At 69.0% G+C, this 12,129-nt stretch carries 8 protein-coding genes; 1 reads left to right on the top strand and 7 read right to left on the bottom strand.

Translation table 11 applies throughout. The features are described 5' to 3' along the window. Positions 1–98 precede the first annotated feature (98 nt). Entirely contained in the window at positions 99–1,667 is a 1,569-nt protein-coding gene (gene lnt / locus DMP15_RS28905; protein ID WP_337826827.1) for an apolipoprotein N-acyltransferase, read from the bottom strand. Next, on the bottom strand, positions 1,664–2,587 hold the full coding sequence (locus DMP15_RS28910) for a cation diffusion facilitator family transporter (RefSeq protein WP_337826858.1): 924 nt from the start codon (positions 2,585–2,587) through the stop codon (positions 1,664–1,666). Before DMP15_RS28910 ends, lnt begins: the two co-directional genes overlap by 4 nt. Before the next feature lie 453 nt (positions 2,588–3,040). Between DMP15_RS28910 and DMP15_RS28915 the strand changes: the two genes are divergently transcribed. Next, a complete protein-coding gene (locus DMP15_RS28915; RefSeq protein WP_139323932.1) occupies positions 3,041–3,676 on the top strand; it encodes a hypothetical protein in 636 nt (211 codons plus the stop codon). Between the two features lie 5 nt (positions 3,677–3,681). On the opposite strand, the gene DMP15_RS28920 is transcribed toward DMP15_RS28915, so the two are convergent. The 5 genes from DMP15_RS28920 to DMP15_RS28940 form a co-directional block, all read right to left on the bottom strand. Then, positions 3,682–4,653 carry a cytochrome c oxidase assembly protein gene (locus DMP15_RS28920; protein WP_337826828.1) on the bottom strand — a complete coding sequence of 324 codons (972 nt, stop codon included), beginning with the start codon at positions 4,651–4,653 and terminating at the stop codon, positions 3,682–3,684. Next, complete coding sequence (locus DMP15_RS28925) at positions 4,650–6,524, bottom strand: cytochrome c oxidase assembly protein (protein WP_337826829.1); 1,875 nt, start codon at positions 6,522–6,524, stop codon at positions 4,650–4,652. The genes DMP15_RS28920 and DMP15_RS28925 overlap by 4 nt, the downstream gene beginning before the upstream one ends. Then, entirely contained in the window at positions 6,521–8,824 is a 2,304-nt protein-coding gene (locus tag DMP15_RS28930) for a heavy metal translocating P-type ATPase (protein WP_337826830.1), read from the bottom strand. The genes DMP15_RS28925 and DMP15_RS28930 overlap by 4 nt, the downstream gene beginning before the upstream one ends. Before the next feature lie 5 nt (positions 8,825–8,829). After that, positions 8,830–10,584, bottom strand: coding sequence for an aa3-type cytochrome oxidase subunit I (gene ctaD / locus DMP15_RS28935; RefSeq protein ID WP_337826831.1), 1,755 nt, complete (start codon positions 10,582–10,584; stop codon positions 8,830–8,832). A gap of 787 nt (positions 10,585–11,371) precedes the next feature. Further along, positions 11,372–12,067, bottom strand: coding sequence for a DsbA family protein (locus DMP15_RS28940; RefSeq protein ID WP_139323933.1), 696 nt, complete (start codon positions 12,065–12,067; stop codon positions 11,372–11,374). Positions 12,068–12,129: the final 62 nt, after the last annotated feature.

A 12,129-nucleotide genomic window follows, 5' to 3' on the forward strand; every position in this document is an offset into this window, starting at 1 on the left:
CCGCACTCGGCGACTGGGTCCATGCCTACGACACTCGACAAGCCCACTCCGCCATCGGCGGTTATCCACCCATCGCCCGACTAGCCGGCTAAACCCGGTCAATAACGTGGTGGGTCACCACACCTAGGGGCGACGCGGGCGCGGACACACCCGAGGACGACGAGGGCGGCGGCCCCGGTGATGGCTCCCTCGACCGCCGGCCCAATACGGGCCGCCGGAGTGATGTCGCTGCGCAGCGGGACCGATTCCACCAAAGCAGCCGGATCGGACAGCCCCGACTGGGCGAGAACCGTGCCGTCCGGGAGGATGACCGCACCGACCCCGCTCGTCGTCGGCACGACGGTTGCTCGCCCGAACTCGACCGCACGTACGCGATCGACGGCGAACTGCTGATAGGTCATCTGCGTCCGCCCGAAGGTGGCGTTGTTGCTGGGAACCGCCAGCATCTGGGCTCCGGCCAGAACGCTGTCCCGGACGAGATCGTCGAAGATCACCCCATAACAGGTGGCCGCGCCGATCACCGTGCCCGCGGTGGCGACCACGCCGCTGCCGTCACCCGCGGCGAAGTCGCTCGACCGGCCGACCAGAGGGCTGAAGGTGCGGAAGAACTCCTTGAAAGGCACGTACTCACCGAACGGTTGCAGCCTTCGCTTGTCGTACACAGCCCCCGGATCGCTGTCCGGTTCCCACACGATCATCGTGTTCGTCGGCTCAGCCTCCGGCGGGGTGAGGACGGCACCGACGAGTATCGGAGCCTGGATCGCCCGGGCTGCGCGATCGACTGCGGCCCGGGCATCGGGATTGCGCAGCGGATCGATGTCCGCCGAGTTCTCTTGCCACAGGACGACCTCCGGCCGTTCCTCCCTGCCGGCGGTGACATCTGCAGCAAGCTGCTCTGTGCGACGGACGTAGTGGTCGAGCACGGCTCGGCGCTGGGAGTTGAAGTCGAGCCCTGATCGGGGCACGTTGCCCTGCACCGCAGCGACCACTATCTGGCTGTCGGGACGGGCGTGCGCGGTGGCGAGTGGAGCTGCGATCACGACGATGATCGGCACGAGCACCACGCAGAGGGCGACGGGCATCGGGCCGGCGTGGTGAACCGTCGACCGGATCAGCTCGAGCAGCGCGAATCCGGACAGGACGACGACGAATCCCAGCCCCGGTACACCGGCGAGCGTGGCTACCGGGGTGAAGATCCCCTCGGCCTGCCCGAATCCGACGCGACCCCACGGAAATCCGCCGAACGGGATCCTGCTGCGAGCAGCTTCACCTGCCGTCCAGACCGCAGCTCCGGCGAGCGGCCACCACCACTGATCCGGTAATGCTCCGACCGCACCGCCGGTCGCTGCAAGGAACAACGCTTGGAATGTAGCCAGAACGAGCCACGGCATCGGACCGACGAACTCGCCGATCCAGGACAATAGCGGCACGAAGAACGCGAGCCCGGCCAGCATCCCCGATACAGCGCCGCGTCGCGCTCCCCTGCCACGCCAGGCGAAGCCGATCGCCAGGAACGCGACGGGCGCCAGCCACCACCAGTCGCGGGGAGCGAACGTCGAGTACAGGACCAGCCCACCGCCGACCGCAGCGAGGACCGAGCCCAACGAACCCGCCGACGCCTGCCGACGACGGCGTGCCATGGACCGGTCGGGCGTGGCGGCCGTCATGGCTCCCTGGCCTTTGCGGTCGTGTTCTGCTGATCGACGTGATCGACCGGTTCCACCTGCACGGTGGACCGGGTGACTCCCGATTCGGTCAGTACCTCGCGCGCCTGGTCCAGCACGGGATGGATCCGGTCGTCCGAGCGCACGAGGACGTGCACGCTCGCAGCCTCCACGCCCGAGGTGATCGTCCAGATGTGGAGGTCGTGCACCTCGGTCACACCGCTGATCGCACGTAGCCGCCGCTCGACCTCGGCGACGTCGATCTCGGGAGGTGCGACCTCCATCAGGATCCGGAGGGCGTGGCGCATCAGGACGTAGGTGCGGGGCAGGATGAACAGTCCGATCGCCGCCGCGACGATGGTGTCCGCGTACATCCACCCCGTGGACCAGACGATCGCCGCCGCCACGATGACCCCGATCGATCCGATCATGTCCGCCATGACCTCGAGGTAGGCCCCCTTCACGTTGAGGCTCTCCCGTGCACCCGCGGCGAGCAGGCGCAGGCTGATCACGTTGACCACGAGCCCGAACACCGCGGTCACGAGCACCGGTAGGCCCGCGACCTCAGCAGGATCGGCGAGCCGGCGCACTGCCTCCACGAACACGTAGGCGGCCGCCGCGAAGAGCAGCAACCCGTTGATGACGGCAGCGAGCACTTCCAGCCGATAGTTGCCGAAGGTGCGCTGCGTGGCGCCGGGGCGGTTCGCCAGGACGACGGCTGCCAGCGCGAGACCCAGCCCGAGTACATCCGTACCCATGTGCGCGGCATCGGAGAGGAGCGCAAGTGACCCCGAGCCCAGACCGACGACGATCTGGACGACCATGTAGCCGCCTGTCAGTAGGAGCGCCGCGGTCAGGCGCCTGGTGTAGGCACTGCCGGCAGTCGCCGAACCGCCAACCCCGTGCCCATGCCCGTGTCCCATCGGATCTCCCATCAATATATGCGAATGTGTGCATGATAGTGGCACACGCGCATCTGGTGCACGCCACAGCGCCAGCCCGCCGCCGCTCCCGCAGCATGATCCGCTCACAGCCTCGACGCGACCGATCGTCGCGGCCGGGCGCCCGATACGTCGGAAGAGTGCAGTCCGACCGGTAGCGTTAATCTCGGAACGGTAACGACCTACCCCCGAGGTCGTGGTGTCCTGCTCCCCCGCTTCCGGATGCCGCCGATTCCGCTCGACGAAGGGCGATCTACTGTGCCGAGGCACCATCGCGCCGGTGCGGGACCCGGTCGGCATTCCCCGAGCCGACCCGTTCCGAACCGCTCGCTCGTGACACGAGACGCCCCTGCACCGCAGGGACCGGGCCCGGTCCGGCACCGTGGCAGCAGCGCGGTCGGGATCCTGACCTCGGCGGTGGCCGGCGGCGGACTCGTGGCGGGTCACGTAGCGCTCGGGGATGACACGGTCCACGTCGAGGACCTCGCTCTGCAGGCCTTCACCGCCCCGGTCACCGAGACGGCTTCCCCACCGGTGGCGACGCTGCCCGTCGCACCGGCTCCGTCGGACGGGGCGACCCGGGCACTCGCCGACCCTCCCCCTCCCCTGGACGTCGACGCGATCACTCGCGCCGCGACCACCGCAGTCGACGAGGCGGAGCAGGTCCGCCAGGACGCGGAGCGGGAGAGCCCACCGGAGAGCGGCTCCGGCGACGCGAGTGGCGGACCGGGTAGCTGTGCTGCGGGCACCGAGGGGTTCGGCGCCGTGGCGACGGGCACGGCCACGGCGGGCGAGAGGCTCCGCTGCATGTTCGGCGTCGACACCGTCTACGGGGTCGCGGGCCGCGCCAACGCCTCCGACCACCCCAAGGGCAAGGCACTCGACTTCATGGCCGACCGTGCGACCGGTGAAAAGCTCGCCGATTACGCCCGTCAGAACATGGACGAGCTCGGCATCAGTTACGTGATCTACCGCCAGCGCATCGACACCGGCAGCGGATGGGAGATGCAGGAGGATCGTGGCGGCGTCACCGCGAACCACATGGACCACGTACACATTTCGTTCGACTGACCGCCTCACGTGCCGTCCCGCTGCGGGCCAAGAACGTCTGGGGTGTCCTCCTCCCTGGACAGCCACCACGGCTGGATGGTCGGGCCGTCACCGTAGAGGCGGTCGAGCTGACGATCCGTCCGGCGCGCTGCGCGTTCGTCCGAGGCGAACCACTGGCGTACGAAGGCTCCGATGAGCCCGATCGCCGCGATGTCCCCGAATCCCCAGAGGATCGCGCCGCCCAGGTGCTGGTCGTCGAGCAACGACGGTCCCCAGTCCCGGCCCAGTGCTTCGTAGTAGTCCGCGGCGAACAACGTGCTGGTCATCATGATCGGGACGCCGAGAAGGATGTGCAGCGGCCCCATTCCGACGACCAGGATCATCTTCAGGCTGAACCGGACGCGATGCGGTGTCGGATCGATCCCGAGCAGGGCCCAGTAGAAGAGGAAGCCGACAGCTACAAAGTGTAGGTGCATCACGTCGTGCACCCACATGTTCGTCAACGAGAGGTCGTAGAGCGGCGTGTAGTAGAAGGCGAACTGTGTGACGGCGAAGATCCCGAAAGCCGCTGCGGGGTGAGAGACCAGCCGGCTCCAGTGGCTGTGCAGTGCGGCCAGGACGACTCGGCGCCCCGGAGCAGGCAGCGCCCGCAACGCCAGGCTGATCGGAGCGCCGAGCACCAGACCCACCGGTGCGATCATCTGCAGCACCATGTGCTGGATCGCGGGCACGGAGAACAGCACACGGTCGTAGACACCGAGGAACGACGCCGTGCCGACCACCGTGAGCCCGAGGCCGAGCAGGAAGAACGCGGTACGTCGAGGCGCCCACGCGTCACCGCGGCGGCGAAGACGCCGGACTCCCCAGAGGTAGAGCACCCCGGTCAGTGCCAGAGGTACGAGGACGACGCTGTCGAACGTCCAACTGAACAGCATCGTCTCGACCGTCAACGGTGGCGGATCCAGAGGTGGCAATCCTGCGGGAACGGTGTGGATCATGGGGTTGTCACTCCCGTTGGGTCGGCGCCGGGACCCGGTTCTCGGCCCCACGAACGGACGACGACCAGTGCCGCGGCCACGACCGCAAGGTCGGACACGAGCCATGCGAGGACGGCGCCGTGGCGTTGTCCTGCGAGCAGGTCCGGGACGAACGGCATCGCCACCGCGGCATAGAACGAGCCCGCGACCGGCTCGGCGCGCAGGAGGAGCCAGATCGCGAAGGCCGAGTGCAGCATCATCACCGCGAACAGAAGACCCAGCCGGACGAACACCGGCGGCTCGGGGTCCCGGGCACCGAGCACTGCGCGAAAGAGCAGGGTGCCGGTCACGAGAGCGAGGGTGTTCATGGCCGGATGTGACCAGTGCTCCAGCACCACCGCGTCGAACAGTCCGGTGGCGTACACACCGAACAGCGACACAGCCGCTGCCATCCACGCGACCGCAGGATTGTAGAGCACCCGCATCGGCCCGCTCTCGAGCAGCGCGTCGATGCGGTCGCTCGCTCCTGGGGACGAGCCACGCCGGAGCATCGTCAGCGGATGCCCCCAGACCAGGAGCAACGGGGCGACCGTGGCGAGCAGCGCGTGGCCGACGAGATGGACTCCGAACACGGCCGGCGAGAAGGCGCCGATTCCCGACGACGTCGCGACGAGGACCGTCAGGCAGCCGGCGGACCAGGCAAGAGTCCGGTGACGTGGCCACCTTTCGCCGCGGCGTCGCAGACGGCTGACCGCGGCGACGTAGGCGACGGCCGCGATGAGCGCGGCCGGGGCGAAGAGAAGGTCTACCCGCCAGAGGCCGGCGATCTCGGGCCACCCCATCCGGTCGGGCAATTCGTACCCGAGCAGGAAGACGAGCCGGTCTGCGTCCAGCGGCTCAGGGATCTCTGCACCTGGGGGGATCAGTCGCGTCATCGCTGCACCCGCTGCTGCCGCAGCGGTGAGGGTGACCATCTCCACCACGAGCCCGAGCCGCCCGGAGCCGCGTCGCCTGCTGCCGCGGGCGACGGCCAGCCCCGCGATCAGGGCCACGGCACTGGCCACGACGAGCAGGCCGTATTCGCTGGTCAGCCCGTCGGCCCCGACGTCGAGTGTGAACGGCACGGCGCCCGTCATCACCAGGACGACTCCGCCGGCCGTGGCAAGGCGATCGTGACGTCGCAGTGCGTGCTCACCGACCTCGCCGCCGCGACCGAGCCACCAGATCGCCAGCGTGCTCCCGATCCAGAGTGTGGCGGCGACCGTGTGCACGGTGACGGCGTCTCCGTACCAGTCGTGCGAACGCTCGGAGTTCGACACCGCGGTGGCCGGGGGCACGATCAGACCGGCGAGAAGGACTGCGAACACTCCCGTCGCACCACGCCAGGTGAGGACCGTCCTGGCGGCCAGGCCGGCCGATCCGACCATCAGTGCCGCGATCGCCCACCCTGCTGCGGCATCGATGGTGAGCAGCGCCTGGACGAGCGTCGGTGGGTTCTGCAGCAGCCGTCCGGGCCCGATCCCGACAGACTCCGCGATCGTGAGCAGGGCGACAGCGATCGCGGAGGCAGCGAAGACGAGGCCCGCGGGACGAACCACCTGCAGCGCGGCGTATCCCGTCGGACTCAAGGCACCTCGTGCGGTGCCCGGTGCGTGGACGACGGCGGCAAGCAGGCCGGCCACCGCCACCGACGCCGCGCCGATCGCCAGTGTGCGGGCCAACGGTTGACCGACCGAGGCTGTCACGCCCAGCGAGCGATAGCCGAACAGGACCGCGATGTCGGGTGCCACTGCGGCCACCGCAAGACCTGTGAGCACGGCGACGGGCACCCACCAGGCGAGCCAGGACCAGCCGGGCCGCATCGCGAGGGTGATCGTTCCGGTCCGTTTCACGGCCCGGTCCCGGGTGATGTAGAGGGCGTGAACCGGCGGAGGCGGAGGCTCTGCGAGACGACGAAGACCGAGGACAGGACCATGGCCAGTCCCGCGATCAGCGGGCTGAGCAGGCCGGCGACGGCGAGAGGCAGTGCGGCGACGTTGTATCCGAACGCCCATCGCAGGTTGCGCACGATGGTGCGGTGCGTGCGGCGGGCGAGTTCGATCGCATCCGCCACCGCCGACAGGTCATCGCGGCCGAGGACGACGTCGGCCGCCTCGATAGCGACGTCGGTGCCGCTCCCGATCGCGATCCCCAGATCGGCCGCGGCAAGCGCCGCGGCGTCGTTGATACCGTCCCCGACCACCGCGACCGACCGGTCGCCGGCTCGGAGACGGCGGACGTGGCGGACCTTGTCCTCCGGCATCGCCTCAGCGATCACCTGGTCGATCCCGACGGCCTCGGCCACGGCAGCGGCCGTCCGCGGGTTGTCGCCGGTCACCATGACCGGTTCGATCCCGAGCGAGCGCAGCGCGGCGACGGCCCCCTCGGCGCTCGGCCGGATCCGGTCGGTGACGACGCAGAGCCCGCGTACCCGACCGGCCCACCCGACGGCGACCACGGTGCCACCGGCGTCCTCCGCTCTGCGGCACTCCGATGCCAGGGCGTCCGTCAGCTCGTGACCGTGCTCGGCCAGCATCCGCGGACTGCCGACCAGCACTTCGACTCCGTCGACGGTGCCGCGGGCACCGAGCCCGGCGATCGCGACGATGCCGTGGGCCGGCCGGCCGGGTGAGGTGTCCGCCGCGACCAGGGCAGCGGCGATCGGGTGTTCCGAACCGCGCTCGACGGCTGCGGCTCGAGCCAGTACGTCCTGCGGATCCTCACCGGCTGCCGGTCGTAGGGCCTCGAGGTGGACCTTTCCCTCGGTGAGGGTGCCGGTCTTGTCGATGACGACGGTGTCGATGCGCCTGGTCGATTCCAGCGCTTCGGGCCCCTTCAGGAACACCCCGAGCTGCGCTCCCCGCCCGGTGCCCACGAGTAGAGCGGTCGGGGTGGCCAGTCCGAGCGCGCAGGGGCAGGCGACGACCAGCACGGCGAGCGTGGCCGTCATCGCACTCGCGGTCGACGGGCCGAGCAGCCACCATCCCGCGAACGTCGCCATCGCGAGGGCCAGAACCGACGGCACGAACACAGCCGACACCCGGTCGGCGAGGCGGTGGGTGGCGGACTTGCCCTCCTGCGCCTCCTCGACGAGTCGGGTCATCCGTGCCAGCCGGGTCGCGGCGCCGACCCGGGTCGCCACGATCAGCAGATGCCCGACCGTGTTGATCGTGCCACCGACGACCCGGTCACCCGGCCCGACCTCGCGCGGGACCGACTCACCGGTCACCACACCGGTGTCCACAGCGGACCGGCCCTCCTCGACGAGGCCGTCTGTGGCAATCTTCTCGCCGGGCCGCGCGGTGAACAGCTCGCCGACCCGCAACTCCCCCACCGGAACCCGGACGGGCTCACCGTCGCGCACGACCTCGACGTCCTTCGCCCCCCAGCCGAGCAGTGCGCTCAACGCCGACCCTGCCGAACGCTTCGCACGTGCTTCGAAGTAGCGTCCCGCGAGCAGGAACGTGATCACAACTGCCGCGACGTCGAGGTAGAGCGCGTCGTCGGTCCGGGCGAGGGCCGCCCAACCGGTGCCGAAGCCCGGCTCCGCCTCGCCCCCTCGAAGCATGATCCACAGCGACCAGCAGGTCGCCGCGAGCGTGCCGACCGACACCAGCGTGTCCATCGTCGCCCCGCCGCGGCGGGCCGCGAGCCACGCGGCCCGGTGAAACGGCCACCCGCACCAGAGCACCATCGGCAACGCCAGCCCGAGGAAGACCCACTCCCAGCCGGCGAAGCGAAGCTCGGGGAACAGGGAGAGCGCGAGCGACAGGTCGGCCAGCGGCATGGCAAGCACCGCCGCGACGGCGAGCCGGCGGCGGAGATCATGCGTCCGGGTCGCTGCGCCGCCACCAGTGAGATCCTGGGCGGGAGGCAGTGGCCGTGCGGTGTAGCCGGCACGTTCGACGATCTTGGCGAGCGAGCGGGGATCGGTACCGGACGGAACGGCGACCCGGGCACGCTCGGTGGCGAGATTGACCGTCGCCACCACCCCGTCGACTTTGTTCAGTTTCCGTTCGACACGTCCAGCACACGCAGCACACGTCATCCCTCCGATCGCGAACACGTGGATCTCCACCGGCCGGACCGTGGCATCGTCCCCGTCGATCGTCCCGAGCTCGCGCCCCGTGCCAGTGAAGTGACGATCTGTCACGCGAGTCAGTTCTCCCTCGGGTCGTCGCTCGGCATGGACTCCTTGGCGACCTCGTGGGCGAGCACCTCCGTCGGGTGCGCCCTCCCGCCGACGTGCGCCTCAGCCCGTGCTCGCTGCACGATGTGGGGGTAGTGCAGGTCGAACGCCGGACGCTCGGACCGGATCCGGGGCAGCTCGGTGAAGTTGTGCCGCGGCGGCGGCGACGACGTCGCCCACTCCAACGAGTTCCCGAATCCCCACGGGTCGTCGACCTCGCAGATCCGGCCGTATCGGTAGCTCTTGAACACGTTGTAGAAGAACGGCAGCGTCGACGCACCGAGCACGAACGCACCGATCGACGAGATCGTGTTCAGTACGGTGAAACCGTCGGAGGGCAGGTAGTCGGCATAACGCCGGGGCATCCCCTCGTTGCCCAGCCAGTGCTGCACCAGGAACGTCAGGTGGAACCCGACGAAGGTCAGCCAGAAGTGGATCTTGCCGAGCTTCTCGTCGAGGAACCGCCCGGTCATCTTCGGGAACCAGAAGTAGATCCCGCCGAACGTCGCGAACACGATCGTGCCGTAGAGCACGTAGTGGAAGTGCGCGACGACGAAGTATGTGTCCGACACGTTGAAGTCCACCGGCGGCATCGCGAGCAGGATGCCGGTCAGGCCGCCGAAGAGGAACGTGACGAGAAAGCCGACCGAGAACAACATCGGCGTCTCGTAGGTGATCTTGCCCTTCCACAGGGTGCCGATCCAGTTGACGAACTTGACGCCCGTCGGGATGGCGATGAGGAACGTGGTGAAGGCGAAGAACGACAGCATGATCGCGCCGGTGGCGTACATGTGGTGCGCCCACACCGCGACCGACAGCGCCGCGATGGCGATGGTCGCGAAGACCAGGCCCTTGTAGCCGAACAGCGGCTTGCGGGAGAACACCGGGAAGATCTCCGAGACGATGCCGAAGAACGGCAACGCGACGATGTAGACCTCCGGATGGCCGAAGAACCAGAACAGGTGCTGCCAGAGCACCACACCACCGTTGGCCGGGTTGAAGATCTGCGCACCGAGGTGGCGGTCCGCGGCCAGCGCCAGCAGCGCGGCGGTCAGGATCGGGAACGCGATCAGGATCAGCAGCGCGGTGATGAAGATGTTCCAGGTGAAGATCGGCATCCGGAACATCGTCATACCCGGCGCGCGCATGCAGACGATGGTCGTCACGAAGTTGACGCCACCGAGAATCGTGCCGAGGCCGGAAACGACGAGGCCCATGATCCACAAGTCCGCACCGGGACCTGGTGAGCGGATCGCGTTGGACAGCGGGGTGTAGGCGAACCAGCCGAAGTCCGCGGCGCCGCCTGGGGTCAGGAAGCCGGAGACGACAATGATCCCGCCGAACAGGTAGAGCCAGTAGGAGAACGAGTTGAGTCGCGGGAACGCCACGTCGGGCGCACCGATCTGCAGCGGCACGATGTAGTTGGCGAAACCGAAGACGATCGGCGTCGCGAACAGCAGCAGCATGATTGTGCCGTGCATGGTGAACAGCTGGTTGTACTGCTCGGTCGACAAGAACTGCAGCTCCGGTCGCGCGAGCTCGGCGCGGATCAGCAGCGCCATGACGCCGCCGACCGCGAAGAACGCGAACGACGTGCAGAGGTACAGGATCGCGATGTCCTTTGGATCCGTCGTTCTCAGCATCTTGAGGAACGTGGACCCTTTCGCGGTGGAGCGCGTCGGGTTCGGGCGAACCGTCACCGGCTGTGGACCGACCTGGGTCATGGAGTGTCCTTTCGGCTCCGTGCGGCGATCCAGGTCGTCGACGTCGTGCCGGATCCGGGCGCGGAACAGAGCAGGGGCGGCGGTCGTCGGGACGATCGACGCCGAGGGGCATCCGCGCGGAGGCCGCGCGGGACGGTGGCTGGCGACCAGGGTCGCGGGCGCATCTACGTCCGGGAGACGCAGATCCCGATCAGGAGACGTGTCCCCGCGAGCGCAGGCGGTTCTGCCGTGATCGGCGACCGTAGAGCCGATGCCCACTCGGCAGGGGCCGTCGCCGCCACCCTGCCCACGAGCGTGGGCATCGGCCGATCGTCGTCACGGCTCGGCGACAGCGGCGCGGGATGCCCGTCGGCCGGCGACTCAGGACATCCCACGATATGTCCGGCGCCGGCGTCGGGCGTCGACGACGCAGCCGGGGCGGAGGCGGGCACCGCGGTCACCGCAACCGGGTGCGGGGCCACTCCCGCATACGCCGCCGACAACGGGTGCAGTGCCAGCAGGCCGAGGAGCGCGCCGAGGACGGCCAGCACGACCGCACCTCGATTCGACATCACGTGACCAGCTCCACCGTCGGCTCCCTCGAACTCCGACACAGCGTAGAACATGCGGTCCCTACGCACATCAGCTCGTCGCTCCCGTGCATCACCGGCGACGGCCGGGGACCGAGGTGCCCCGGTCGTCCGTGGCGGTGAACCGCAGGCAGGCCCAGGCAGCGAGTACCGCAGAGCTGAGCACGGTCAGTCCCGTCAGCACGGCAGGCACCGACGCGGTCGCCCGACGACCGGCCTCAGCTCGCGGCGAGTGCATCGTCGAGGGCCCGGCGAAGGTCGTCGAAGGTCTGGACCGTGACTCGCTCGCCGTTCACGAAGAACGTCGGTGTGCCCTGCACCCCGAGGCTCAAACCGTCGTTCCGGTCGGCGTCGATACGATCCATGGTGGCCGGGTCGTTGTAGGCCACGTCGAAGCGGACCAGGTCCAGGCCCAGGTCACGAGCATAGCCGCGGAACCGATCGTCCATCGGCACCTGCTGTTCCCCCCACTGGGCCTGTGTCTCGAACATCCGCTTGTACATCGGCTCGAGCGCGCCCTGCTGTGCAGCGGCCTCGACGGCACGAGCGGCCCGCTCGGCGTTGGCGTGGCTCTGCACCGGGAAGTACCGGATGACGAAGTTGACACGGTCGCCGTACTCCTGGCGCAGCTGCTCGATCGCAGGGTAGGCGGCGCCACACGCCTCGCATTCGAAGTCGAGGAACTCGACGAAGTCGACCGTGGCGCCCGGTGCAGTCGACAGCCTCAGGCTGTTCTCGCGGACGGCGACTGCCGCAGCGTCCGACGTGTCGTCGGCGTTGAAGCGGCTGATGCCGAACAGGGTGCCGACTCCGACGACGAACACCACGACGATGATCAGGGAGAACTTCAGGTTGGACATCCCGCCCTTGACGGGGAGCGAGGGTGTCGAACGCGTGCGGGTCTTGCGGGACATGGGAGACCTCGGGCTCTGCGGCTGTGGGGCCGCGGGTGTCGGGACTGACGTGACGGGCGGGC

Source organism: Pseudonocardia sp. UM4_GMWB1 (genome assembly GCF_017312155.1).
Classification (GTDB): domain Bacteria; phylum Actinomycetota; class Actinomycetes; order Mycobacteriales; family Pseudonocardiaceae; genus Pseudonocardia; species Pseudonocardia alni.

Coding starts and splice junctions, on each gene's coding strand:
- lnt (WP_337826827.1), bottom strand. CDS start 1,667: ATGACGGCCGCCACGCCCGACCGGTCCATGGCACGCCGTCGTCGGCAG.
- DMP15_RS28910 (WP_337826858.1), bottom strand. CDS start 2,587: ATGGGACACGGGCATGGGCACGGGGTTGGCGGTTCGGCGACTGCCGGC.
- DMP15_RS28920 (WP_337826828.1), bottom strand. CDS start 4,653: ATGATCCACACCGTTCCCGCAGGATTGCCACCTCTGGATCCGCCACCG.
- ctaD (WP_337826831.1), bottom strand. CDS start 10,584: ATGACCCAGGTCGGTCCACAGCCGGTGACGGTTCGCCCGAACCCGACG.
- DMP15_RS28940 (WP_139323933.1), bottom strand. CDS start 12,067: ATGTCCCGCAAGACCCGCACGCGTTCGACACCCTCGCTCCCCGTCAAG.